The organism is Mesorhizobium sp. M1307, from assembly GCF_040318155.1.
Lineage (GTDB): Bacteria > Pseudomonadota > Alphaproteobacteria > Rhizobiales > Rhizobiaceae > Mesorhizobium.
In genome coordinates, this window is sequence record NZ_JAMYLR010000001.1 from 598,674 (window position 1) to 620,825 (window position 22,152).

General features: G+C 62.7%; 26 protein-coding genes and 1 pseudogene. 18 read left to right on the forward strand and 9 right to left on the reverse strand.

What is annotated here, in order from left to right; translation table 11 throughout:
• Positions 1-163: 163 nt before the first annotated feature.
• A complete protein-coding gene (locus NKH16_RS03145) occupies positions 164-1,237 on the forward strand; it encodes a branched-chain amino acid ABC transporter substrate-binding protein (protein WP_352449410.1) in 1,074 nt (357 codons plus the stop codon).
• 14 nt (positions 1,238-1,251) lie between these two features.
• Entirely contained in the window at positions 1,252-2,271 is a 1,020-nt protein-coding gene (locus tag NKH16_RS03150; RefSeq protein WP_352745778.1) for a P1 family peptidase, read from the forward strand.
• Positions 2,272-2,317: 46 nt separating this feature from the next.
• Here NKH16_RS03150 and NKH16_RS03155 read toward each other — a convergent pair whose 3' ends face one another.
• Positions 2,318-2,572 carry a DUF2171 domain-containing protein gene (locus tag NKH16_RS03155; protein WP_023674734.1) on the reverse strand — a complete coding sequence of 85 codons (255 nt, stop codon included), beginning with the start codon at positions 2,570-2,572 and terminating at the stop codon, positions 2,318-2,320.
• A 247-nt stretch (positions 2,573-2,819) separates the two neighbouring features.
• On the opposite strand from NKH16_RS03155, the pseudogene NKH16_RS03160 reads away from it, so the two are divergent.
• The 4 genes and pseudogenes from NKH16_RS03160 (at position 2,820) to NKH16_RS03175 (ending at position 5,998) form a co-directional block, all read left to right on the forward strand.
• Positions 2,820-3,547: pseudogene (locus NKH16_RS03160) on the forward strand (DUF2259 domain-containing protein).
• Positions 3,548-3,558: 11 nt separating this feature from the next.
• A complete protein-coding gene (locus NKH16_RS03165) occupies positions 3,559-4,059 on the forward strand; it encodes a hypothetical protein (RefSeq protein WP_352745663.1) in 501 nt (166 codons plus the stop codon).
• 59 nt (positions 4,060-4,118) lie between these two features.
• On the forward strand, positions 4,119-5,426 hold the full coding sequence (gene purB, locus NKH16_RS03170) for an adenylosuccinate lyase (protein ID WP_352702469.1): 1,308 nt from the start codon (positions 4,119-4,121) through the stop codon (positions 5,424-5,426).
• Positions 5,426-5,998, forward strand: a complete 573-nt coding sequence (locus NKH16_RS03175; protein ID WP_352474659.1) for an alpha/beta hydrolase — start codon at positions 5,426-5,428, stop codon at positions 5,996-5,998. The genes purB and NKH16_RS03175 overlap by 1 nt, the downstream gene beginning before the upstream one ends.
• A gap of 1 nt (position 5,999) precedes the next feature.
• Here NKH16_RS03175 and NKH16_RS03180 read toward each other — a convergent pair whose 3' ends face one another.
• Positions 6,000-6,812 carry a VOC family protein gene (locus NKH16_RS03180; protein ID WP_352745665.1) on the reverse strand — a complete coding sequence of 271 codons (813 nt, stop codon included), beginning with the start codon at positions 6,810-6,812 and terminating at the stop codon, positions 6,000-6,002.
• A gap of 274 nt (positions 6,813-7,086) precedes the next feature.
• On the opposite strand from NKH16_RS03180, the gene NKH16_RS03185 reads away from it, so the two are divergent.
• The gene (locus NKH16_RS03185) at positions 7,087-7,635 is read left to right on the forward strand and encodes an RBBP9/YdeN family alpha/beta hydrolase (RefSeq protein WP_352745780.1); all 549 of its coding nucleotides are present in this window, start codon (positions 7,087-7,089) and stop codon (positions 7,633-7,635) included.
• On the opposite strand, the gene NKH16_RS03190 is transcribed toward NKH16_RS03185, so the two are convergent.
• Both NKH16_RS03190 and NKH16_RS03195 read right to left on the reverse strand, forming a co-directional pair.
• A complete protein-coding gene (locus NKH16_RS03190; RefSeq protein ID WP_352745668.1) occupies positions 7,632-8,405 on the reverse strand; it encodes an HpcH/HpaI aldolase family protein in 774 nt (257 codons plus the stop codon). The genes NKH16_RS03185 and NKH16_RS03190 overlap by 4 nt on opposite strands.
• 118 nt (positions 8,406-8,523) lie before the next feature.
• Positions 8,524-8,844 carry a DUF1476 domain-containing protein gene (locus NKH16_RS03195; RefSeq protein ID WP_023674726.1) on the reverse strand — a complete coding sequence of 107 codons (321 nt, stop codon included), beginning with the start codon at positions 8,842-8,844 and terminating at the stop codon, positions 8,524-8,526.
• 270 nt (positions 8,845-9,114) lie between these two features.
• On the opposite strand from NKH16_RS03195, the gene purC reads away from it, so the two are divergent.
• From purC to NKH16_RS03225, 6 genes are read left to right on the forward strand one after another with little or no spacing between them, the layout of a single operon-like run.
• The gene (gene purC / locus NKH16_RS03200; RefSeq protein WP_023674725.1) at positions 9,115-9,909 is read left to right on the forward strand and encodes a phosphoribosylaminoimidazolesuccinocarboxamide synthase; all 795 of its coding nucleotides are present in this window, start codon (positions 9,115-9,117) and stop codon (positions 9,907-9,909) included.
• 40 nt (positions 9,910-9,949) lie between these two features.
• Positions 9,950-10,192, forward strand: coding sequence for a phosphoribosylformylglycinamidine synthase subunit PurS (gene purS / locus NKH16_RS03205; protein ID WP_352745782.1), 243 nt, complete (start codon positions 9,950-9,952; stop codon positions 10,190-10,192).
• 1 nt (position 10,193) lies between these two features.
• The gene (gene purQ / locus NKH16_RS03210) at positions 10,194-10,862 is read left to right on the forward strand and encodes a phosphoribosylformylglycinamidine synthase subunit PurQ (protein ID WP_352614096.1); all 669 of its coding nucleotides are present in this window, start codon (positions 10,194-10,196) and stop codon (positions 10,860-10,862) included.
• A 31-nt stretch (positions 10,863-10,893) separates the two neighbouring features.
• Positions 10,894-11,559, forward strand: a complete 666-nt coding sequence (locus NKH16_RS03215; RefSeq protein WP_352745670.1) for a glutathione S-transferase family protein — start codon at positions 10,894-10,896, stop codon at positions 11,557-11,559.
• 2 nt (positions 11,560-11,561) lie between these two features.
• Positions 11,562-11,972 (forward strand): hypothetical protein, encoded by a 411-nt coding sequence (locus NKH16_RS03220; RefSeq protein WP_352745672.1) that lies wholly within the window; start codon positions 11,562-11,564, stop codon positions 11,970-11,972.
• Between the two features lie 4 nt (positions 11,973-11,976).
• Positions 11,977-12,618 carry a Pr6Pr family membrane protein gene (locus tag NKH16_RS03225; RefSeq protein WP_352745675.1) on the forward strand — a complete coding sequence of 214 codons (642 nt, stop codon included), beginning with the start codon at positions 11,977-11,979 and terminating at the stop codon, positions 12,616-12,618.
• 26 nt (positions 12,619-12,644) lie between these two features.
• On the opposite strand, the gene NKH16_RS03230 is transcribed toward NKH16_RS03225, so the two are convergent.
• Positions 12,645-12,890 (reverse strand): DUF1127 domain-containing protein, encoded by a 246-nt coding sequence (locus tag NKH16_RS03230; RefSeq protein ID WP_352449398.1) that lies wholly within the window; start codon positions 12,888-12,890, stop codon positions 12,645-12,647.
• A gap of 93 nt (positions 12,891-12,983) precedes the next feature.
• On the opposite strand from NKH16_RS03230, the gene NKH16_RS03235 reads away from it, so the two are divergent.
• From NKH16_RS03235 to NKH16_RS03245, 3 genes are all read left to right on the forward strand, one after another.
• A complete protein-coding gene (locus tag NKH16_RS03235) occupies positions 12,984-14,396 on the forward strand; it encodes an aminotransferase-like domain-containing protein (protein WP_352745678.1) in 1,413 nt (470 codons plus the stop codon).
• A 148-nt stretch (positions 14,397-14,544) separates the two neighbouring features.
• Positions 14,545-16,782, forward strand: a complete 2,238-nt coding sequence (gene purL / locus NKH16_RS03240; protein ID WP_352745680.1) for a phosphoribosylformylglycinamidine synthase subunit PurL — start codon at positions 14,545-14,547, stop codon at positions 16,780-16,782.
• Positions 16,783-16,868: 86 nt separating this feature from the next.
• On the forward strand, positions 16,869-17,102 hold the full coding sequence (locus NKH16_RS03245; protein WP_352745681.1) for a BolA/IbaG family iron-sulfur metabolism protein: 234 nt from the start codon (positions 16,869-16,871) through the stop codon (positions 17,100-17,102).
• A gap of 12 nt (positions 17,103-17,114) precedes the next feature.
• Here NKH16_RS03245 and NKH16_RS03250 read toward each other — a convergent pair whose 3' ends face one another.
• A complete protein-coding gene (locus tag NKH16_RS03250; protein ID WP_352745684.1) occupies positions 17,115-17,921 on the reverse strand; it encodes a phosphodiester glycosidase family protein in 807 nt (268 codons plus the stop codon).
• Between the two features lie 163 nt (positions 17,922-18,084).
• On the opposite strand from NKH16_RS03250, the gene grxD reads away from it, so the two are divergent.
• Both grxD and NKH16_RS03260 read left to right on the forward strand, forming a co-directional pair.
• Positions 18,085-18,420 carry a Grx4 family monothiol glutaredoxin gene (gene grxD / locus NKH16_RS03255; RefSeq protein WP_023674712.1) on the forward strand — a complete coding sequence of 112 codons (336 nt, stop codon included), beginning with the start codon at positions 18,085-18,087 and terminating at the stop codon, positions 18,418-18,420.
• Positions 18,421-18,627: 207 nt separating this feature from the next.
• Positions 18,628-19,827 carry a multidrug effflux MFS transporter gene (locus NKH16_RS03260; protein WP_502902816.1) on the forward strand — a complete coding sequence of 400 codons (1,200 nt, stop codon included), beginning with the start codon at positions 18,628-18,630 and terminating at the stop codon, positions 19,825-19,827.
• A gap of 18 nt (positions 19,828-19,845) precedes the next feature.
• Here NKH16_RS03260 and NKH16_RS03265 read toward each other — a convergent pair whose 3' ends face one another.
• The 3 genes from NKH16_RS03265 to ttcA are packed head-to-tail and all read right to left on the reverse strand — an operon-like array spanning position 19,846 to position 22,007.
• Positions 19,846-20,253, reverse strand: coding sequence for a UCP034077 family protein (locus NKH16_RS03265; protein WP_352474640.1), 408 nt, complete (start codon positions 20,251-20,253; stop codon positions 19,846-19,848).
• A 49-nt stretch (positions 20,254-20,302) separates the two neighbouring features.
• On the reverse strand, positions 20,303-21,130 hold the full coding sequence (locus NKH16_RS03270) for an inositol monophosphatase family protein (RefSeq protein WP_352492462.1): 828 nt from the start codon (positions 21,128-21,130) through the stop codon (positions 20,303-20,305).
• Positions 21,120-22,007 (reverse strand): tRNA 2-thiocytidine(32) synthetase TtcA, encoded by an 888-nt coding sequence (gene ttcA / locus NKH16_RS03275; protein WP_352702488.1) that lies wholly within the window; start codon positions 22,005-22,007, stop codon positions 21,120-21,122. The genes NKH16_RS03270 and ttcA overlap by 11 nt, the downstream gene beginning before the upstream one ends.
• Positions 22,008-22,152 lie beyond the last annotated feature (145 nt).

The following is a 22,152-nucleotide window of genomic DNA, read 5'->3' on the forward strand; positions in this document are numbered from 1 at the left end:
GTCAGAACCAACCGTTATATATGGGGGGATATTGCAGGCCACAAGCGAAGTGCTTGACCTATATCCCGAATTCGCGTGTTGCGCCAAAGCTGGCCAGCCTTTAGGTCTTGACGGCATTGGCGCCGGCAACCACGCGACCGGCGTGGAGGAATTCTTCGCTCGCATGCGACCTTGGACAACCACGATAGCGGTGCTGGCCTGGCTCTCGGTCGCCTGCAGTGCAAATGCCGAGACGCTGCTGGTCGGCGTCGCGGCACCTTTGTCGGGGCCGTCGGCGATCCTCGGCAAACAGATCGAGGCCGGCGCGACAATGGCGGCTGAAGCGAACGATGCCGAAATCAAGACGATCGATGACGCCTGCACGGCCGACGGTGGCGCCGCCGCCGCGCGGGAGTTCACCGCGGCCAAGGTCAACGTCGTCATCGGGTTTTTGTGCACCGACGCAATCGAGGCGGCTCTGCCGATCCTCAAGGATGCCGGCATACCGGTGATCACCGTCGGCGTTCGCACGGAAAGCCTGACCGACCGGCGCGCCAAGACCGGATGGCCGATCTATCGTCTCGGGCCGCGCGGCGACGACGAGCGCAATGCCGTTGCTGCCATCCTCACCCACCTATGGCAGACCGAGCTGTTCGCCATCGTCGACGACGGTACGATCTATGGCCGCGAAATGGCCGAGACATTTCGGGCAGCCGCCGAGCAAGCAGCTCTGAAGCCGGTGTTCGTCGACACGTTCCGGCCGCAGCTCGACAACCAGATCGGCCTGATCGGCCGGCTGAAGAAAGCCGGCGCAACGCATGTCTTTGCCGGCGGCGACGGCGATGATGTCGCCGTTATGGGCCGGGATGCTGGCCAGCTAAATACCGGCATGGTGTTTGCCGGCGGCGAAGCGTTGCGCGCGCCGCTCGGCGACGTGCCTTATGCCGTCGGTACGCTGATGATCGCGCCGCCCGAATGGGCCGATGTCGCCGACCCCAAGGTGCTGCAGAGCTTTGCCGGACAAAACATCGTGCCGGAAGGTTACACGCTTCCCGCCTATGCCGCGGTCGAGATCGCCAAGGCGGCGTCGGCATTGACGCAAAGCTCCGGCGAGAGGCTGGCCAATGCACTGACCGCACATGACTTCACCACGGCGATCGGACCGATCCGCTTTGACGAAAAAGGCGACCTGACGCAAAATCCTTATCGCGCCTTCCGTTTCGACGGCGGCCGTTTCTTGTCGGCGGAGAGCCAATGATGTCCAGCACGGGGATGTTCCGTACCGGTCCGCGCAATCTCATCACCGACGTCGCCGGCGTGCGTGTCGGCAGTGCAGCGAATGCGACGTTGAAATCCGGTGTGACCACCGTCATCTGCGACGAACCAGCCGTGGCCGGCGTGCAGATCCTGGGCGGTGCGCCGGGCACCCGCGAAACCGACCTGCTCGAGCCGCACAATTCGATCCACGCCATCCATGCCGTGGTGCTTTCGGGCGGCTCGGCTTTTGGCCTCGACGCCGCGTCGGGGGTGCAGGCGGCGTTGCGCGAAAGAGGCATCGGCGTCGAGGTCGGCGGCTTTCGCGTGCCGATCGTGCCGGCGGCGATCCTGTTCGACCTGCGCAATGGCGGCGACAAGGATTGGGGCCGGTATCCGCCTTACCGCGACCTCGGCTACGAAGCCGCGCAAGCCGCCGCGATCGACTTTGCGCTCGGCACCGCCGGCGCCGGTGCCGGCGCGCTGAGCTCCGGCCTGAAGGGCGGGCTCGGCTCGGCCTCGACGGTGCTGGACAGCGGCGTCACCATCGGCGCGCTCGCCGCCGTCAACCCGACCGGCTCGGTGACGGTCGCCGGGACCCGCCATTTCTGGGCGGCGCCGTTCGAGATCGGCGACGAGTTCGGCGGGTTAGGCTATCCCCACCCGATGCCTGACGATGCCAGAATGGTCCTGCTGAAGTTCCGTGACAAGCATGCGACAGAACAGGCGGAAACCGGCGCCAACACGACCATCGCCGTGATCGCCACCGATGCGGTACTCACGAAGGCCGCCGCCAAACGTCTGGCGATATCGGCGCATGACGGCTTTGTCCGTGCCATTTGGCCGACACACACGCCCGCAGACGGCGATCTGGTCTTCGCGCTGGCAACGGGCAAGAGCGGCATCGAGCTCGCACCCAACGATGCCGTCGATCTCTACGCCGCGGCCGGCGCCACGATGGCACGCGCCATCAGCCGCGGCGTCTTTGCCGCGACGCCGGCCGAGGGCGATCTGTTCCCGGTCTGGTCGTCGCGCTGAACGCGCAACGCTCATTCGGGTGAGCCGTAATCAGACTGGATTATGATCAGGTGGGTTCGGATTTTTCTTCCTCGAAGGTGACCGCAACATCCGAGTTTGCCGACAGCCGCACCTTCTGGCCCTCGACCTCGGCGACAAGGCTGAGAGGAATGAAGTGGTGATGGCCCCTGTGAGCGCCCTCGCCGCTGTCGCGCTTGGTCAGCTTTATGCGATCTCCGTCAACCTTGTCGACGGTACCGACATGGACGCCGTCGGCGCCGATCACTTCCATACGTTCGCGAATCTTGGCTGCATCTGTCATGGGGGTCTCCCTTAGAGCGCCGCGCGTCCTTTTGAACGCGCAAAGGACACTCTAAACATTTTGAATCAATGCATCGTGGCTTCCGAAAATCGATCCTGATTTTCGGAAGGCACGATGCGGTGAAGCTGCCGACAATAACAAACGACGGCCGGATTGGATGCATCGACTTTGTGTTTCAGTCAGCACGATCTTTTGACGGCATCGTGATAGGAATTTAACGGCGTCGACCGCCGGAATGGAAAGTCCCATGCGAAATCTTGCCCTGTTTGCCGTCTGCCTGCTTGCCCCGCTCGCAACTTTGGCCGCCGCCCACGCAGGCGATGTCGCCGAGCTTGAGATCCTCGGCTTCAGCCGTGATGGCGGGGGGTCTTTGCCTTCGAGGAATACAGCGTCCAGGACGGATCCGGATTTCCCTATGCGATCCGCTATTATATCGACACGGCCGACGACAGTTTCCTCAAGGGCTCGCCGATACGTGTCCGGCTCGACGACGAGAATGCCACGGTGGCCGCAGCGCGGCTGCAGGCCCGGCAAAGGGGCGAAGCGATCGTCAGTCAGGCGGAACTCACGGCAAATCGCGGCATCACCGCCGGCTTCAACCCGGTGACCGAGCTTTCTGCCGATCCCTTCCGCATGGTGGTCAATCCGCGCCCGATCTTCTCGCCGGTCGACGATCCGCTCGAGTTCCGGCTCGACCAGATCGGCATGAACGACACCGAACGCTGCCAGAGCCAGGGCGAGATCAATGGCTTTCGCCTGCTGCGCATCGAGGCGAAGGATGGCGGCCAGACGAGGATCATTCACGAGGACAAATCGATCCCGCAAAGCAGAGGCTGTCCGAATGGCTACCAGATCGGCGCGGTTCAGACATTTTCGCTGGATAGCCTCAGCGCCTATGCCGTGCTGATCGCGGTGCGCCAATACGGCTTCGAAGGGCCGGACTATCGCTGGATCGCGGTAACCGGTCGCCTGTGAAGTTCCCCGCCATGCGCTATCGCGCTCTGGGCCGTCTCCGCCGCTCCTTGCCGCCGCTGCGCACCGCATTTGCCGGTGCCTTGTTGTGGGCCATGGCGATGGGCGCCAGCGCGCTGCTCAATCTGCTGTTGTACGATTGGGAGACCCCGGCGAAGGTCCGCTTCGTCTCGCTGCTTTATGCTGCCGGCGGCGCGCTGGCCTTCCCGGTTGGGCTGTTTCTGGCGCGGCTCGTCTCGCTCGGACGCCACTGGGAAATCGCCCTCGCCGCCGCCTTCGTCTGCCTTCTCGCCGCGACAATTACCTTCACCGGCGGCCTCTTTGGGCTGCAATACCGCTCCTACTATGTCCAATGGCATGCACCCGCGCTCACCATCACCTGGGTTTTCCAGTTCGTGTTCACGATGTTGACGGCGCTCTACCAGTTCGTCGTCCTCGGCATCCGGCTGTATTTTCCGCTCGGTTTCATTGCGCTAGCTGTCGCCAGCGTCTGGTTTGCGCGCCAGCAACGTTGAGCATTTTGCCTGCCTCTGTTAGGACGCGGGCAAATGCTCTCGCAAGTCAGGACCGACTGATGATCCCTCGCTACTCCCGGCCGGAAATGGTGGCCATCTGGTCGCCCGAAACCCGGTTCCGCATCTGGTTCGAGATCGAGGCCTACGCCTGCGACGCATTGGCCGAGATCGGCGTCATCCCGAAGGAGGCCGCCAAGACCATCTGGGAGAAAGGCGGGGCGGCGAAGTTCGACGTCGAAGCCATCGACGAGATCGAGCGCGTCACCAAGCATGACGTCATCGCCTTTCTCACCCATCTTGCCGAATTCGTCGGGCCGGACGCCCGCTTCATCCACCAGGGCATGACATCCTCCGACGTCCTCGACACCTGTTTTGCCGTGCAGCTCACCCGCGCCAGCGACATCCTGCTGGCCGACATTGACGGGCTGCTTGCGGCGCTCAAGCGCCGCGCCTTCGAGCACAAGGACACCATCACCATCGGCCGCAGCCACGGCATCCATGCCGAGCCGACCACCTTCGGCGTCAAGCTGGCGCAGGCCTATGCCGAATTCTCGCGTTGCCGCGAGAGGCTGGTGCATGCACGCGAGGACATCGCCACGTGCGCCATCTCTGGTGCGGTCGGCACCTTCGCCAATATCGACCCTTATGTCGAAGAATACGTGGCCAAGAAACTCGGACTGAAGCCGGAGCCGGTGTCGACGCAGGTGATCCCGCGCGACCGCCACGCGATGTTCTTCGCCACGCTCGGCGTGATCGCCTCGTCGATCGAGCGGCTGGCGATCGAGGTGCGCCATCTGCAGCGCACCGAGGTACTTGAAGCAGAAGAGTACTTTTCACCCGGACAGAAGGGCTCGTCGGCGATGCCGCACAAGCGCAACCCGGTGCTGACCGAGAACCTGACCGGCCTTGCCCGCATGGTGCGCTCCTTCGCATTGCCGGCAATGGAGAATGTGGCGCTCTGGCACGAGCGCGACATCTCGCATTCCTCGGTCGAGCGCATGATCGGGCCCGACGCGACGGTGACGCTCGATTTCGCGCTCTCACGCCTGACCAGCGTCGTCGACAAACTGCTAGTCTACCCCGACAACATGCTGAAGAACATGAACAAATTCCGCGGCCTCGTGCATTCGCAGCGCGTGCTGCTGGCGCTGACGCAAGCCGGCGTTTCGCGCGAGGACGCCTACCGGCTGGTGCAGCGCAACGCCATGAAGGTGTGGGAGCAAGGCGCTGATTTTCTTGAGGAACTTCTGGCCGACAAGGACGTTGTCGCAGCCTTGCCCGAGGCCGAGATCCGCGAGAAATTCGACTTGGGCTATCATACCAAGCACGTCGATACGATCTTTAGCCGAGTGTTTGGAGAAGCCTGATGATTTCGTCGGCCGGAGATTTCGATTTCCTTGCCCTGCCCGGGCGCGGCAATTCCGGGCCGGATCATTGGATGTCGCATTGGTGCCGGGTGTTCCCCAATTCGAGCCGCGTGCTGCAGGCCGAGTGGGACCGGCCAAAGCCTGAAGACTGGATCGGCCAGGTGGATGCCGCGGTGGCCGCCGCACCGCGCCGCGTCGTGCTGCTTGCGCATTCGCTGGCGGTGGCGACGGCGGTGAAGTGGGCTGCCGGCGCCAGTCAAAGCCAACTCGACAAGGTCGCGGCGGCATTCCTGGTTGCCGCGACCAATGTCGAGGATGCCGATCCCTCATTCGACGCGGTGCGCCCGTTCGCGCCGATGCCGCTGAAGCGCCTGCCCTTCCCGACATTGGTGGTGGCGAGCCGCAGCGACCCACGCGTCACCTTCGACAAGGCGACCGCCTTCGCCGCAGCCTGGGGTGCCGAACTCGCCGATGCGGGCGATCTCGGCCATATGGGAAACGAGGCCCGCCTCGGCCTGTGGCCGGCGGGCCTGCTCATGCTTGGCCGCTTGCTCGAAAAAGCGAACCTCTAACCTACGCCTTACCGGGAACCGTCCTTATCACCGTGCCCCACGGATCCTCGCGGGTGGTCTCGCTTGCGGCATTGTCCGAGCGCATCTCGACCCAGGCCAAGCCGGAGCGGGCGGGATCGCGGCGACCGGCGCCCGCGCTCTGCCACGCATTTGCGCCAATGTGGTGATGATAGCCGCCGGACGACAGGAACACCGCCGCGCCACCGTACTTTGCCACTGTGTCGAAACCGAACTCCTGATGCCACCATGCTTCGGCTTCTTCCGGCCTGCCGACCCGCAAATGGACGTGGCCGATAATGCTGTTTTCCGGCGCGCCCTGCCAGCCGGTGTCGCCGGCCGGCACCTCGGCAACAACCGACGGAATGTTCAGCCGCTCCGTCGCCATCGCTATCTTGTCACCGTTCCATTTCCAGTCCTGCGGACGGCGGTCGGCATAGATCTCGATGCCGTTGCCTTCCGGATCGGTTAGGTAAAGAGCCTCGCTGACCAGATGATCGGATGCGCCCTCGATGCCGATCTTGCCGGCGATGGCGTGATTGATCCAGCGGCCGAGATCGGCCCGTCTGGGTAGCAGGAAGGCGGTGTGGAAAAGACCGGCGCTGCGCGGGTCATCGGGTTTCGCGGCCGGATCCGCTTCGATGTCGAGCAAAGGGCGATGGACTGCGCCGAGCGTAATCGTGCCGCCGGCGCGGCTCAGTTCCTGCAAACCGACGACTTTGCGATAGTAGGCAGCGAGATTGTCTGCATCGCGCGCCCGCAAGCCGACGCGGGCAACGCTGACCGGGGTCGTCGCGGCAAAAGGCAGTTCGCTCATCAAAGTGCTCCGTTCAGGCGGCGCTCGACAAGCTTCCAACACAGCAATCCGGCGCCATCAATCATTCTACGCCATGTCCGTGCCAAAATCTCGGAACAGCCATTCTTCTTTCCTGGCGACAGATCGTTGATCGCGATCGTTCACACAAGAGCGCAAGAAGCGAACAGGGTGTTCACAATAGCGAGCAGAACCGGGCTCATGAGCGGCCGTTTGCGTGTCGCTGTTTAGTTCATACCCGGTTGCACCCGACAGCGCCTCTCGCTACATGCGCGCCATGAAAGTCAGGGAAGCAGATATTCTCATCGTGCCGGGCTACACCAATTCCGGCCCTGATCATTGGCAGAGCCGCTGGCAGTCGAAACTATCGACAGCGCGCCGCGTCGAACAGGCGGAATGGTCGAAGCCGGTGCGCGAGGATTGGACGGCCGGTGTCGCCAAGGCGGTTAACGAGGCCGAGCGGCCGGTCGTCATCGTCGCCCATTCGCTTGGCGTCGCGGCGGTCATTCAAGCATTGCCTCGGTTCGAGAGGCCGGTCGCCGGCGCTTTCTTCGTGGCGCCGCCCGATGTCGCCAATCCAGAGATAAAGCCGAGGCACCTGATGACCTTCGGCCCCTATCCGCGCGACCCGCTGCCGTTTCCGTCGGTGGTGATCGCCAGCCGCAACGACCCGTTCTGCGCCTTCGGCGTCGCCGAGGACATTGCCGCGGCGTGGGGCTCGCTGTTCATCGACGCCGGGGATGCCGGTCATCTCAACACGGATTCCGGCTTCGGCCCCTGGCCTGAAGGCTCGATTACGTTCGCGAAATTCCTCACGGATCTCTAGGAAGCGATCGAATCCCTGACGCTGTTCAGCAGGGTCTTTGCCCCAAGCGAAATCAGCGAATGCTCGGAACCCATCGCCAGCAGCCGGTAGCCCATCGACACCACGCGACCGGCAACGGCCGGTTCCATCACATAGATCGCCGCATGCTTGCCGGCCTTGCGGGTGCGCTCGGCGATCGAGGCGACGGTCTCCATCATGCTCTCCAGCGTCGAACTGACGGTGGTCCCCTTCGACCAGGCGATCGAGAAATCCGACGGGCCGAGGAAGATCCCGTCGATACCCGGCGTGTCGAGAATGCCGTCGAGTGCATCAAGCGCGGCCCGCGTTTCGACCATGGCGAACGCCATGGTGCGCTGGTTGCTGTCGCGCAGCCAGTCGGCATAATCGCCCTTGCCATGGCGCGGAAAAGCATAGGTCGGACCCCAGGAGCGCTCGCCGAGCGGCGGGTATTTCATGGCGGCGGCAAACAGCTTTGCGTCCGCCACTGAATTCACCATCGGCGCAATCACAGCCTCGGCGCCGAAGTCGAGCGCGCGGCTGGCCATGTCGAAGCGGCCGACCGGGATGCGCACCAAAGCCGGCTTGTTGGCGGCCAGCACCGGCACAAGCCCGCGCAGCACGCTGTCCTCGTGATGGCCCCCATGCTGCATGTCGAGCGTAACCGCGTCGAATCCTTGCCTGGCCAGTATCTCGACCGTCAAGGCATCCGGCACGCCGGACCATGCGGTGAACAGCGTCTCGTCGGCCGCAAGGCGTGACTTCAGGGACATTGGCGATTTCCTCTTTGCTTGCAGCAATTCAGCCGGAAATGACCGCAAAGGCAAAGAAAAACCGCCCGGTGAGGCCGGGCGGTCGATTGGTCCAGCATTCGAAGAGTATCGATGGGGATCAGGTGTTCTTGATCTGCTCGATCGCCTGCGCCATCAATTCATCCATGGTGCGGCGGATCTGATGGTCCGACTGGTCGATGCCGGCCGCATCGAAATCCTTGCGTATCTTGCGGAAAACGTCGTGATCGCCGGCTTCCTCGATGTCGCTGACGACCACTTCCCTGGCATAAGCGTCGGCATCGGCGCCGGACTTGCCGAGCTTTTCGGCAGCCCACAGGCCGAGCGCTCTGTTGCGGCGTGCCGCAGCCTTGAACCGAAGTTCCTCGTCGAATGCGAATTTGCGCTCAAAGCCCTCTTCGCGGTCTTTCATGCTGCTCATGGCATCCCTCCGTGAAATCCGATTCGTTGTGCCAATATGTGTTGCCGGAGCACAAACCAAAAGGGCGCCGGCCGGTCAATATGCTACATTGCTTGCTGCGCTGCGGCATTTCGGTGCCCGAAAGCGGTTGATTGAAAGGATTTGCCGATTGAGCAAACAGTGCGATTGGGATAGACACCGGCATTGAACCCCACCGTCGCCATCTTATTTTAGGCAGACGGACAGGAACTGGTCGCTTGCCGCCTGCCCGCAAATCCAGAGAAAAATCAGATGAAAAATCGCCGCCGCATTTATGAAGGCAAGGCCAAGATCCTTTATGAGGGACCGGAGCCTGGCACGCTGATCCAGTTCTTCAAGGACGACGCTACCGCTTTCAACAAGAAGAAGCATGAAATCGTCGATGGCAAAGGCGTGCTCAACAACCGCATTTCCGAGCACATCTTCAATCATCTCAACCGGATGGGCATTCCGACCCACTTCATCCGCCGGCTCAACATGCGCGAGCAGTTGATCAAGGAAGTCGAGATCATCCCGCTCGAAGTGGTGGTGCGCAACGTCGCCGCCGGCTCGCTGGCCAAGCGCCTGGGCATCGAGGAAGGCACCGTGCTGCCGCGCTCGATCATCGAATTCTATTACAAGGCCGATGCGCTCGACGATCCGATGGTCTCGGAAGAGCACATCACCGCCTTCGGCTGGGCGAGCCCACAGGAGATCGACGATGTCATGGCGCTGGCCATTCGCGTCAACGACTTCCTTTCCGGCCTGTTCATGGGCGTCGGCATCCAGTTGGTCGATTTCAAAATTGAATGCGGCCGCCTGTTCGAAGGCGATATGATGCGCATCGTCGTTGCCGATGAGATCTCGCCGGATTCCTGCCGGCTGTGGGACGTGGCGACGCAGGACAAGCTCGACAAGGATCGTTTCCGCCGTGACATGGGTGGGCTGGTCGAAGCCTATCAGGAAGTTGCCCGCCGCCTCGGCATCATGAACGAGAACGAGCCGCCGCGCCCGGCCGGACCGGTGCTCGTCGCATCGACCGACGGCGTCAAAGGCAAGCCACATTGATGGCTTGCCAGCTCAACAGGTGAACAGGAGCATGTCCAGCGTGATCAAGGCCCGCATTACCGTAACCCTCAAGAACGGCGTGCTCGACCCACAAGGCAAGGCAATCGAGCATGCGCTGTCCGGAATGGGTTTCGGCGGCATCGGCCAGGTGCGGCAAGGCAAGGTTTTTGATATCGAGCTTGCCGAGGGCGATAAGGCCAAGGCCGAGGCGGATCTGAAAGCCATGTGCGACAAGCTTCTGGCGAATACGGTGATTGAGAATTACGCGGTGGAGATCGCCTGAGGTGAAATCAGCCGTCGTCCTGCTCCCCGGCCTCAATCGCGACCGCGACATGATCGCGGCGCTGACCAAGATTTCCGGCACGCCGCCGGTCACCGTCTGGCAGACCGACACCGACATTCCCGATGTCGACCTGATCGCCATTCCCGGCGGCTTTTCGTTTGGCGATTATCTGCGCTGCGGCGCCATTGCCGCGCGCATGCCGGTAATGCGGGCTGTCGCCGAAAAGGCGGCCAAGGGCGTCATGGTCATCGGCGTCTGCAACGGTTTCCAGATCCTGGTCGAGGCCGGCCTGCTGCCGGGCGCATTGATGCGCAACACCTCGCTGAAATTCGTCTGCCGGCAAGTCAAGCTGCAGATTGCTAATGCCAACACGATGTTTACCCGCCGCTATCAGCCGGGCCAGGTCATCCGCGCGCCGGTGGCGCACCATGACGGCAATTATTTTGCCGATGCCGAAACGCTGGCCCGCCTCGAAGGGGAAGGCCAGGTGGTATTCCGCTATGCCGAAGGCACCAATCCCAATGGCTCGATCAACGACATTGCCGGCATCGTCAACGGCCGCGGCAATGTGCTCGGCCTGATGCCGCATCCCGAGAACCTGATCGAAGCGGCGCATGGCGGCAGCGACGGCCGGGCGCTGTTCGAAAGCGCGCTGGGCATCGCCGCTTGATGCCTTCAATTTTCCTCCTGGAGCGACGGTCATGAAACTCTATTCGCGGCCGTTGTCGCCCTATTCGTCGATCGTGCGGGCGTTGGCCTACATCAAGAACGTGCCGCTCAAGCTCATTGTACCGCCGCCGGGGTTTCCCATCCCCGAGGCATTTCGTGCCATCTCGCCGCTCAACAGGATTCCGGTGCTGATCACCGGTTCCGGCGAAACGATCGTCGAATCGGTAGTCATTGCCGAATATCTGGAGGAGCGTTTCACCGAGCCGGCGCTGCTGCCCAAGGATACGAAAGACCGGGCGTTGGTGCGCATGTTCGCCCGCATCACCGACCTCGACGTGCTCGCCCCGACCATGAAGCTGTTCGAACTCTATTTCGTGCCGCAGCGCAATGAGGCGGAGATCAAGGCACAGTTCGCCCGATTGCATCACGGGCTTGCGGCAATCGAGGCCCGCATGGCGCATGGCCCGTTCGCGCTCGGCGACGACATCTCCTTTGCCGATGCGTGGTTGACGCCGACCCGGTTCGTCTTCAACAATTTCAGGACAACGATCGGCCGCCCCGATTTGCTTGACGCCTATCCGAAATTCGATGCCTATGAGCAAATCGCCTTGCAGCATCCGGCGCTGTCGCGCGTCTGGGGTGAGATGACAGACGGTCTGAAGATCTTTCTGTCCGAACTCGAGATGGGCGCCGCTTGAACATGAGACCGACGACCACGCGCCTCGCCCTCGCCGCTTCCGCCGGTCTTGTACTCGCCTCCTGCCAGTCAGGCCCGAAGAGCGCGCCGGCGCCGGCGGGCAAGAGCGCGTCACTGCTTGCCATGGAGCAGGTGGCAATAGCTGCCCACAAATGCTGGATCGCCAGCAAGGACCCTGCCTTCAAATCGTACCAGATGGCCAACGAGCTGAATTCGTTCAGCGGCACGCCGCGCTTCCTGCTGGTGCCGGCCAAACATTATGGTGGAAAGCCGTTGCTGGTCGTGCAGGCGCAAGGCAATTCGAGCCGCGTCGACGTGTTCGGCCCATTGATGGCGGAACCGCTCGGCGCCCGCATCGGCTCGGACATTGCCCGCTGGCAGGCGGGCAATCCGGGCTGCGGCGCTGCTGCCTAGCCCAATGGGTCGCGTGCTGCAGATCACCGGTCTGGTCGTCGGCCTGGCCGGGCTCGTCCTGCAACTCTGCATCACCGTCCCGGCATCAATGGAAGCCGGCCGCGGCTTTGCCGGCTCGCTGGTCTTCTATTTCAGCTTCTTCACCATCCTGACCAACATCGGCGCGGTGCTCGTCCATGCCTCGTTGCTGTCGTCGACGGGTTATGCCTGGTTTCCGGCCTTTGCCGCGCCACGGATGCGGGCGGGCGTAGCCGTCGCCATAACGCTGGTCCTCATCGTTTATGCAACGGTCCTGGCGCAGCTTTGGCAGCCGCAAGGGCTGTTCCTGCTCTGCGATGTGCTCCTGCACTATGTGACGCCGGTGTTGTTCGTGCTGTGGTGGCTTGTGGCAGGCGCCGACGGCTCGACGCGGTGGCGCGACATCTCCTGGTGGATGATCTATCCGATCGCCTATCTGGCCTACGCGCTGCTGCGGGCGCCGATTGCCGGTGAAGTGCCCTACCCGTTCCTCGATCTCGCTAAGAACGGCGCGACCAGCGTCGCCGTCTCGGCTCTGGCCATCACCGGGCTCTTTCTGATGCTGTGCATTGTGGCGGTGCTTGTGGACCATGGTGTCACGCGGATCAGGGCGGCGGACATCCGCTAAAGTGCGATAGCGCCCCGTCGAACTCCTCAGTCCCAGAACGGCCTCAGACCTTCACGATGGGCATCGCAGCGTGAAATGCCGATATCCTTGAGCTGGGCGTCGGTCATCTCGAGCAGGACCAGCCGACTGCGGCGGCGATCCAGCAGGCTGTCGATCCATCGGACGAATGACGTGACCACTTGCACGAGCCCGCGAACATAGGATCTCCGGCCCGACGAGCGGCTTCCGGTCAATTCAACTGCCGCGTAGCGGATTGTCTCTATTGTACCCATTTTCTTTCTGCCAAGATTGCAATTGTGCCTTTTCGTACGGCCCGCTCCATATGTATTGACTCTCATTTCGGTGCAATGTAAAAAATTGTCACCATGACAACTTGGCTTCCAGACCTGACCGCCCGCACCGGCCCGCTCTATCAGCGGCTTGCTGATTCCATCGAGACGGACATCGACCGCGGCCTGATCGGTGCAGGGGCAAAGCTGCCGCCGCAGCGCGATCTGGCATACGACATCGGCACGACCGTCGGCACGGTCGGCAGGGCCTATCAATTGCTGCGCGAGCGGGGATTGGTGAGCGGCGAGGTCGGCCGCGGAACCTATGTTATCGCTCAACAGTCGGAGAGCGCAAAGCCGGATTTCCTGGGGCCGGTCGAACAAGGCACGCGCTATATGGATGCGCCCGGCGACAAGCTGCGCTTCGATAGCACGGCCGCACCGGATGTCGGCCAGGGTGCCATCGTCGCAGACGTGTTGACACGCACGGCGCAAGACCATCCGCATGAGATTTCAAGCTACACGCGTGATTTCCCGGACCGCTGGTTCGAAGCCGGCAGGCGCTGGCTGTCACGCAATTCCTTTCGCCCGGCCGCAGATGCCATTGTCCCCACGCTCGGCACCCACGCGGCGGTAATGGCAACCATTGCGGGGCTCACCGCCCCCGGCGACTATGTCGTTTTCGAACACCTCACCTATTCGCAGATCTCGCGCAGCGCCGGCCTGATCGGTCGCCGGACCGCACTGGTGGCGGCTGATGACGAGGGCATCGATCCCGAGGATTTCGAGCGCGTCTGCGCACAAAAGCATCCGAAGATGATGTTTTTGATGCCGACGGCCAAAAACCCGACGCTGACAACGCTGTCGGCCGCGCGCCGCGAGGCAATCGCGCGTATCGCCCGTCAATATAACGTCGTCCTGATCGAGGACGATCTCTATGGCGGACTGACCGACGACCCAACGCCTTTATTGGCCGAATATGCTCCCGAACGGACCATCGTTGCCGGCGGCCTGTCGAAATCGGTCGCGGCGGGTGTTCGCGGCGGCTGGCTCGCTTGCCCGCCGGCCTATCGTCACCGCATCCGGGTTGCCCACAAGATGATGACGGGCGGCCTGCCCTTTCTGCTGGCGGAGGTGGGCAGCCGGCTGGTGCTGTCCGGTCAGGCCGCTGAGATGCGCAAACGCAGCATTGCCGAGATCGGTGCACGCATCGCGATCGTGCGCGAGACACTCGACGGCTTCGAGTTCAAGACGCTGGATAATGTGCCGTTCGTCTGGCTCACTTTGCCGGACCCATGGCTTTCCGGCACTTTCAAGCAGGCCTGCCTCGAACATGGCGTGCTCATCGACGACGAGGACGAGTTCAAGGCAGGGCGTTCCGAACAGGCCTTTCACGGCGTGCGGTTTGGCATCTCGCAGCCGCGACAGCGGGACGATATCGCGCACGGCGTCGCGGTAATCCGGCGGCTTCTGGACGAAGGCCGCGCCGGCTACGACAGCTTTTCCTGAACCGGCTTGAAACCGGCGGGTCGAGTGGCGATCTTTCGCTACTTGCGGTCAGCTGTTGCTTTCCATCGTTTTAGTCATCCAACGGGGTGTATCGGCTGCAACGCTTGCGATAAGACGGGACTCGATCCCAAGGACACAATTGCCGATCATGACCATTTCCAATTCCGTGCCGATCACTCCTGAACTCATTGCCGCGCACGGGCTGAAGCCCGACGAGTACCAGCGCATCCTCGACCTCGTCGGGCGCGAACCGAGCTTTACCGAACTTGGTATTTTTTCGGCGATGTGGAACGAGCATTGTTCCTACAAATCCTCGAAGAAGTGGCTGCGCACGCTGCCGACCACCGGGCCGCAAGTCATCCAGGGCCCGGGCGAGAATGCCGGCGTGGTCGACATCGGCGACGGCGACTGCGTCGTCTTCAAGATGGAGAGCCATAACCACCCCTCCTATATCGAGCCCTATCAGGGAGCTGCGACCGGCGTCGGCGGCATCCTGCGCGATGTCTTCACCATGGGCGCGCGGCCGATCGCGGCGATGAACGCGCTGCGCTTCGGCGCGCCGGACCATCCCAAAACCAGGCACCTCGTTGCCGGTGTCGTTTCCGGCGTCGGCGGCTATGGCAATTCCTTCGGCGTGCCGACGGTCGGCGGTGAGGTCAATTTCGACGCCCGCTACAACGGCAATATCCTGGTCAATGCGTTTGCCGCGGGCCTCGCGAAAACAGACGCAATCTTTCTGTCCGAGGCCAAGGGCGTCGGCCTGCCGGTCGTCTATCTCGGCGCCAAGACCGGGCGCGATGGTGTCGGGGGCGCTACCATGGCCTCGGCTGAGTTCGACGACAAGATCGACGAGAAGCGCCCCACCGTGCAGGTTGGCGACCCGTTCACCGAAAAATGCCTGCTCGAAGCCTGCCTCGAACTGATGGCGTCCGGCGCCGTTATCGCCATCCAGGACATGGGTGCCGCCGGCCTCACTTGCTCGGCGGTCGAGATGGGCGCCAAGGGCGACCTCGGCATCGAGCTGGATCTCGACAAGGTGCCGGTGCGTGAAGAGCGCATGAGCGCCTATGAGATGATGCTTTCGGAGAGCCAGGAGCGCATGCTGATGGTGCTGCGCCCCGAAAAGGAAAAACAGGCCGAGGCGATCTTCCACAAATGGGGCCTCGACTTTGCCATCGTCGGCAAGACCACCGACGATCTGCGCTTTCGCGTGCTGCATCAGGGCGACGAGGTTGCCAATCTGCCGATCAAGGATCTCGGCGACCAGGCGCCGGAATATGACCGTCCCTGGGTCGAGCCGAAGAAGCCGGCGCCGCTGGATGGCGATGCACCGCAAGCCGACGTGGCCGAGGCACTGCTCAAGCTGCTGGGCGGACCGGACCTGTCCTCGCGCCGCTGGGTGTGGGAGCAGTACGATACGCTGATCCAGGGCAATTCGTTGCAGCTTCCCGGCGGCGATGCCGGCGTCGTGCGCGTCGACGGTCATCCGACCAAGGCGCTCGCCTTCTCCTCCGACGTGACGCCGCGCTATTGCGAGGCCGATCCCTACGAGGGAGGCAAGCAGGCGGTCGCCGAATGCTGGCGCAATCTTACCGCCACCGGTGCCCTGCCGCTCGCGGCCACCGACAACCTCAATTTCGGCAATCCGGAACGGCCGGAGATCATGGGCCAGCTGGTTGGTGCCGTGAAAGGCATCGGCGATGCCTGCCGGGCGCTTGGCTTCCCGATCGTCTCCGGCAACGTCTCGCTCTACAATGAGACCAACGGCCAAGGCATCCTGCCGACACCGACCATTGGCGGCGTCGGGCTGATTGCCGACTGGTCGAAAATGGTGCGGATCGGCTTTGCCGCCGAAGGCCAGATGATCGTGCTGGTCGGCGCGCCGAGCATGTGGGGCACGCATCTTGGCCAGTCCGCCTATATGCGCGACATTCATGGCCGCGCCGACGGCCCGCCGCCGCCGGTCGATCTCGACCACGAGAAGCGGGTCGGCGACCATGTGCGGGCGCTGATCGGCTCCGGTGTCGTTACCGCGGCGCATGACGTTTCCGACGGCGGGATCGCGGTGGCGCTGGCCGAGATGGCGATGGCCTCAGGCATCGGTGCGACCATCCCCGGCCTGATCGGTACAGATCCGATCCCGGTCTGGTTCGGCGAGGATCAGGGCCGCTATCTGCTGACGCTGTCGATCGATCCGCAGAGCGAGGGGTGGGACGTCATACGCGAACAGCAAAGCCGGCTCGGCATTTTTGCACCGTGGATCGGCTCGACCGGCGGCAGCGAATTGAAGCTCGGCGAGGCGCGTGCGATACCGGTCAGCGAATTGACCGCCGCCCACGAATCCTGGTTCCCTCGCTTCATGGCAAATGAGGTCGTGGACCCGTGATGTGATCGAGAGGGGCCGTTTCGCTGTGGTTCATCCGCCATTTCGACCATATCTATGAGATCACGACCTGAACAAGGAATCCTCACATGGCAATGGACGCCCACGACATCGAACGGCTGATCAAGGAAGGCATTCCGGACGCCAAGGTGACGATTCGCGACCTGGCCGGCGACGGCGACCATTATGCGGCTGAGGTGGTGGCCGAAAGCTTTCGCGGCAAAAGCCGCGTCCAGCAGCACCAGATGGTCTATGACGCGCTGAAGGGCAACATGGGCGGCTTACTGCACGCGCTTGCCCTGCAGACCAGCGTGCCGGAGTGAGCTCTCTTGCAGTTACCGGCTCGCAAGCTTCTTACCGGTCACGGCAATGATCGGCCCCGCCGGATAGTTTCCACCAACAATCATCCGCTCGCCGTTCGACAGCGCCGAAACGACCCCGTCGAAGAAAAGCGCGTTGGGACAATTGAGCGCATCTCGAAACAGCCGTGCGAAGCTGCCGAGGCTGACTTCAGAGCGTGAGATCGCCAGCACGACGGTGTTTTCGTCACGCACGCCGACGCCATTGCGGATATAGCGCGATGTGCCGTTTTGCTCGAAGCGGGGATGAAGCCGGCCGTCGATCACCAGCATCGGGCCGGATTGCGTGGCAAACATCACGTCCGGCCTGGCGGCGGCATAGGCGCTTGTCTCCATGACCGCCGCCTTGCCGTCCTTCCGGACCAGGAAGACGCCGTTCGGTTTCAGGAAGAAATTGCCTTCGCTGTCGGCGACGTTGATCGTCGCCTTCTCCCGGCCGTCTTCGACGAGAAGGCCGACCGGAGTCAGGTCTTGGTGATACATGCCGGCGTTCATGGCGAGCAGCACCGGCCGGCCCTGATCCGCCATCGCCTTGTCGAATTTGTCCAGTGAACCGAAAGCCTTGCCGTCAAAGCCTGCGTGGAACACACCGATGTCATAGTGGCGCAGATCGATTTCGCAGACGACATAGGCGACCGCCTCGAAGCTCGCGTCGCGGCACGGCGCCGGCAATTCACCGCCGACAACGAGGGGTGGTTGTCTCGGCGACCTGGCCCACCAGATCAAGGACAGTGCGGCGAGCAGAACGGCGAGGAGGATCCCGGCGAGATATCGTCTTTTCATCGCGCCTCGGGAAAGATGGTGGCCAACGCTCTTGGCCCAAGATCAGACGTTCCTTTGCGCCATTTGCATGGCAAGGCGGCAAACATCTTGTTTCGCGCAACCCATGGGTTTATTTGAAGGGTAATGTTCGAGCCTGACTCCCACAGGCATGAAAGGGTATTCCATGAGCGGCATCAACGACTACATCGACAATGAAGTGAAGGGCAACGACGTCGTTCTCTTCATGAAGGGCACGCCCGGCTTCCCGCAATGCGGATTTTCCGGCCAGGTCGTGCAGATCCTCGACTATATCGGCGCCGACTATAAGGGCGTCGACGTGCTGACGTCGGCCGAACTGCGGCAAGGCATCAAGGACTATTCCAACTGGCCGACCATCCCGCAGCTCTACGTCAAGGGCGAGTTCGTCGGCGGCTGCGACATCATCCGCGAGATGTTCCAGGCGGGCGAATTGCAGACCTTCCTCGTCGAAAAGGGCGTCAGCGTCAAAGGCGCCGCCTGACTTGTGTTTCTGCGGATGACCTTCCGCCTGCGATTTTCGGGGGTCATGCGCTAAGCGCCAGGGCAGCCCCCACCTTGGCAAAAAGTTCTGTCCGCTATCGGGCAATCAACGAATGGATGCGTCGGCCAGCCGGCGCATTTTCGTTTGAGGATCGGACTGGCCGTGGATCAGCAAGCACAAGCGCAGCAAAAGGCAAGCACCTTGCCCATTCCGCGCTGGGAATTCATTGCGCTGTGCGCGGCGCTGATGGCGCTCAATTCGCTGGCCATCGACATTATTTTGCCGGCGCTGCAGCAGATCGGCGCTTCGCTTGGCATCGAAAATGAAAACCACCGGCAATATGTGGTCACCGCCTATATCCTTGGCTTTGGCGGCGGACAGCTGTTCTTCGGGCCGATCTCGGACCGCTTCGGGCGCCGCGCGCCGCTTGTCGCAGGGCTGGTGATCTACGTCGTGGCGGCCGGCGCTGCGGCAATCGCCCCGTCATTCACCACGCTTCTGCTATGCCGGGCCGTGCAAGGCATCGGTGCGGCGGCGACGCGCGTCATTGCCGTCTCGATCGTGCGCGATACGTTCGACGGAAGGCGCATGGCCGAAGTCATGTCCTTGATCTTCATGGTGTTCATGGCCATTCCGGTGGTGGCGCCCGGTATCGGCCAGTTCATCATGCTGTTTGCGACCTGGCATGTTATCTTCGTCACCATGGCAGCCGGCGCGCTGATCGTGTCCGCCTGGTCGCTGCTGCGCCTGCCCGAGACACTACACCCCGAATATCGCCGGCCGCTCACGGTATCCTCCATCATCGGCGGCTTCCGCATCGTTCTCACCAACCGCATCGCGCTCTGCTACGCCTTCGCCAGCACCTTCATCTTCGGCGCCATGTTCGGCTTCATCGCCTCGGCCCAGCAGATCTATGTCAGCGTGTTCAATGTCGGCGAGATGTTCCCGGTCATCTTCGCGGGGGTTGCCGGCGTGCTTGCTTTTTCGAACTACCTCAATTCGCGCCTCGTCGGCCGCATCGGCATGCGCCGTCTGTCGCAAAGCGCACTGCTGCTGTTTCTGGCCATCAGCCTTGCCTGGCTGGTCGTTTCCATCGAAATAAAGATGCCGCTCTGGCTCTTCATTACCTTCTTTGCCTGCGCCATGGTCCCGTTCGGCGCGCTCGGCGCGAACTTCAACGCGCTCGCCATGGAGCCGCTGGGGCACCTGGCCGGCACTGCGTCGTCGATCCTTGGGTTCATGCAGACATTTCTTGGCGGCATTCTCGGCACGCTGATCGGCCAAGCCTTCAACGGCACGGTGACGCCGCTGGCCGCCGGGTTCTGCAGCGTGTCGGTGGCGGCGCTGCTGATGATCCTGCTGGCCGAGCGCGGCAGACTGTTCCAGCCGCATAACCCGCCGGTTTAATGCACATTGCGCGTGCGCCTAGGATGCACCCTCACTGACCGCGGTGAAGCGGGGGAACAGCGTACGTCCTGCGATTGCTCCACCCATACTGTCCGAAACGGGCAGTGGAAGAGCCTTGTCGAGCGCCTCGAGGACGGAAGCCACGAAGGCCCGATTGAGCGGACCATCGTCCCCTAGATGGGAGTAGGTGGCGCGCGGCTTGCCGATAAGCGTGCCGTTTCGGCGAATTGAGAACTGCAGCGTCAGGGTCATGCCCGCGGTTCCGCGCGGCGGCTTCCAACAGGCGAAGATCGCGGAGAACATCTCGTCTATGGTGTCGACGGAGTCGGGACTGCGACATGCGCGTTCCCCAGCGCTTGCTTCATTGACACCGGCAACCAAGGCAAGGGCAAAGGCCGTTGCAACAATTGCGGACCGAGGTTTCATTCGAGATCTCCGGTTTCGCACAAGATTGGACAACTTTGGCAGCGAAGAGCTATTCTGCCCAGAGCTCGCGGCGCAGCTCCCGCCAGCTCTCCCGGTCCGGCGCGACCAGCAGGCCACCCCCGACATGCGACGGCAGATAGGCGCTGCCGTCGAAGCGCGCGGCATGGCCGCCGGCCTCCGCATGGATCAGCACGCCGGCCAGGTGGTCCCAAGGCATCAGCTTGTTGTAGACGACGAAATGGCCGTGGCCGCTGGCCAGCAGGCGGTATTCGTGGGCGGCGCAGCGATAATTGAACTGCGATAGCGACTTGGTCTGGTTGCGCGCCAAACGTGAGCGGTCCGGCTCGGGCACATAGTGCCATGAGACCGCACCGGTCATTTCCGACATCGGCGCCGGTTTGGCGACATGGACCTTTTCCAGATTGCCATGGGCATGGCGGATATGGCTGCCGGCGCCACTAACGCCGATCAGCCAATCCTTGCCGACGGGATCGTGAATGATGCCGGCGACCGTCTCGCCCTTGATCACGACGCCAAGCATGACGCCGAAAAGCGGCACGCCGGAGGCGAAGTTGAAGGTGCCGTCGACCGGGTCGATGACGAAGGCGAGTTCGGCATCGCCGAGACCGTCGAGCAGCGTCGGGTCGTCGGAGCAGGCCTCCTCGCCGACGATCATTGCGTGGGGATAACGCTGGCGCAGCCTGGCGGTGATGAGCCGTTCGGCATTGACGTCGGCCTCGGTGACGAGATCGGCGGCCGAGGTCTTGCGACGGACGTCGCCCTCGCTCAACCGGCGAAAGCGCGGCATGATCTCGGCGACGGCGGCTTCCGACAGAAGGTCGGCAAGCCAGTCGATCGCGCTGTCGTCAAATGTCATCGGGACGCCTGGTGGTGAGGGTTTCGTTGAGGGCGGCGAAATCGAACAGTTTCCTGTCGAGCAGATGCGAACGCCGCACATTGGTCATGGCGCGGATCATCGTGTCCTTGCGGCCGGGCATGCGCTTCTCGATGTCGTCGAGCATCGCCTTCATGGCGTTGCGCTGCAGGCCTTCCTGGCTACCGCACAGATCGCACGGAATGATCGGGAACTTCATGGCGCCGGCGAATTTCTCTAGATCGGCTTCCGCACAATAGGCGAGCGGCCGCAGCACCATGACATCGCCTTCGTCGTTGAGCAGCTTCGGCGGCATGGCGGCGAGGCGTCCGCCATGGAACAGGTTCATGAAGAAGGTTTCCAGTATGTCCTCGCGGTGATGACCGAGCACCAGCGCCGAGCAGCCCTCCTCGCGGGCAATGCGATAGAGATGGCCGCGCCGTAGCCGCGAGCACAGCGAGCAATAGGTGCTGCCCTCGGCCAGCTTGTCGGTGACCACCGAATAGGTGTCCTGATATTCGATGCGATGCGGAATGGCATGGCTGTCGAGATAATCGGGCAATATGTGCTTGGGAAAGTTCGGCTGGCCCTGGTCGAGATTGCAGGCCAACAGCTCGACCGGCAGCAGCCCGCGCCATTTGAGATCGAGCAGCACGGCAAGCAGGCCGTAGGAATCCTTGCCGCCCGACAGAGCGACCAGCCAGCGGTCGCCGGGCCTCACCATGGAGAAATCGTCGATCGCCTGGCGGGCAAGCCGCAACAGCCGCTTGCGCAGCTTGTTGAACTCGACGGAGGACGGCACATCGGCAAACAGCGGATGAAAGCCGCCTTCGGTATCGGCGACCGGTTCGAGTGTTTCGGCGTCTGGCAGCATATTCATGGCGCGTCGGCCCCAAGATCCTGTTGCCGCCCGCAGTAGCGCATCGGACCGAAAACCGAAATCGATTTCGGAATCACGCCGCGGAAAAGGAAACGAAAAAAGAAAAGGCCGCCTCGACGGGCGGCCTTCGATTGTATCGCGACGA

What these genes read in the sequence shown, in the direction of transcription:
- NKH16_RS03180 (WP_352745665.1), bottom strand. Translation starts at nt 6,812, where the DNA reads ATGAGCGAACTGCCTTTTGCCGCGACGACCCCGGTCAGCGTTGCCCGC.
- NKH16_RS03235 (WP_352745678.1), top strand. Translation starts at nt 12,984, where the DNA reads ATGACAACTTGGCTTCCAGACCTGACCGCCCGCACCGGCCCGCTCTAT.
- NKH16_RS03185 (WP_352745780.1), top strand. Translation starts at nt 7,087, where the DNA reads ATGAAAGTCAGGGAAGCAGATATTCTCATCGTGCCGGGCTACACCAAT.
- NKH16_RS03215 (WP_352745670.1), top strand. Translation starts at nt 10,894, where the DNA reads ATGAAACTCTATTCGCGGCCGTTGTCGCCCTATTCGTCGATCGTGCGG.
- NKH16_RS03155 (WP_023674734.1), bottom strand. Translation starts at nt 2,572, where the DNA reads ATGACAGATGCAGCCAAGATTCGCGAACGTATGGAAGTGATCGGCGCC.
- NKH16_RS03225 (WP_352745675.1), top strand. Translation starts at nt 11,977, where the DNA reads ATGGGTCGCGTGCTGCAGATCACCGGTCTGGTCGTCGGCCTGGCCGGG.
- NKH16_RS03150 (WP_352745778.1), top strand. Translation starts at nt 1,252, where the DNA reads ATGTTCCGTACCGGTCCGCGCAATCTCATCACCGACGTCGCCGGCGTG.
- NKH16_RS03165 (WP_352745663.1), top strand. Translation starts at nt 3,559, where the DNA reads ATGCGCTATCGCGCTCTGGGCCGTCTCCGCCGCTCCTTGCCGCCGCTG.
- NKH16_RS03175 (WP_352474659.1), top strand. Translation starts at nt 5,426, where the DNA reads ATGATTTCGTCGGCCGGAGATTTCGATTTCCTTGCCCTGCCCGGGCGC.
- NKH16_RS03250 (WP_352745684.1), bottom strand. Translation starts at nt 17,921, where the DNA reads ATGAAAAGACGATATCTCGCCGGGATCCTCCTCGCCGTTCTGCTCGCC.
- purC (WP_023674725.1), top strand. Translation starts at nt 9,115, where the DNA reads ATGAAAAATCGCCGCCGCATTTATGAAGGCAAGGCCAAGATCCTTTAT.
- NKH16_RS03190 (WP_352745668.1), bottom strand. Translation starts at nt 8,405, where the DNA reads ATGTCCCTGAAGTCACGCCTTGCGGCCGACGAGACGCTGTTCACCGCA.
- NKH16_RS03245 (WP_352745681.1), top strand. Translation starts at nt 16,869, where the DNA reads ATGGCAATGGACGCCCACGACATCGAACGGCTGATCAAGGAAGGCATT.
- NKH16_RS03265 (WP_352474640.1), bottom strand. Translation starts at nt 20,253, where the DNA reads ATGAAACCTCGGTCCGCAATTGTTGCAACGGCCTTTGCCCTTGCCTTG.
- NKH16_RS03195 (WP_023674726.1), bottom strand. Translation starts at nt 8,844, where the DNA reads ATGAGCAGCATGAAAGACCGCGAAGAGGGCTTTGAGCGCAAATTCGCA.
- purL (WP_352745680.1), top strand. Translation starts at nt 14,545, where the DNA reads ATGACCATTTCCAATTCCGTGCCGATCACTCCTGAACTCATTGCCGCG.
- grxD (WP_023674712.1), top strand. Translation starts at nt 18,085, where the DNA reads ATGAGCGGCATCAACGACTACATCGACAATGAAGTGAAGGGCAACGAC.
- NKH16_RS03145 (WP_352449410.1), top strand. Translation starts at nt 164, where the DNA reads ATGCGACCTTGGACAACCACGATAGCGGTGCTGGCCTGGCTCTCGGTC.
- NKH16_RS03230 (WP_352449398.1), bottom strand. Translation starts at nt 12,890, where the DNA reads ATGGGTACAATAGAGACAATCCGCTACGCGGCAGTTGAATTGACCGGA.
- NKH16_RS03220 (WP_352745672.1), top strand. Translation starts at nt 11,562, where the DNA reads ATGAGACCGACGACCACGCGCCTCGCCCTCGCCGCTTCCGCCGGTCTT.
- NKH16_RS03270 (WP_352492462.1), bottom strand. Translation starts at nt 21,130, where the DNA reads ATGACATTTGACGACAGCGCGATCGACTGGCTTGCCGACCTTCTGTCG.
- ttcA (WP_352702488.1), bottom strand. Translation starts at nt 22,007, where the DNA reads ATGAATATGCTGCCAGACGCCGAAACACTCGAACCGGTCGCCGATACC.
- purB (WP_352702469.1), top strand. Translation starts at nt 4,119, where the DNA reads ATGATCCCTCGCTACTCCCGGCCGGAAATGGTGGCCATCTGGTCGCCC.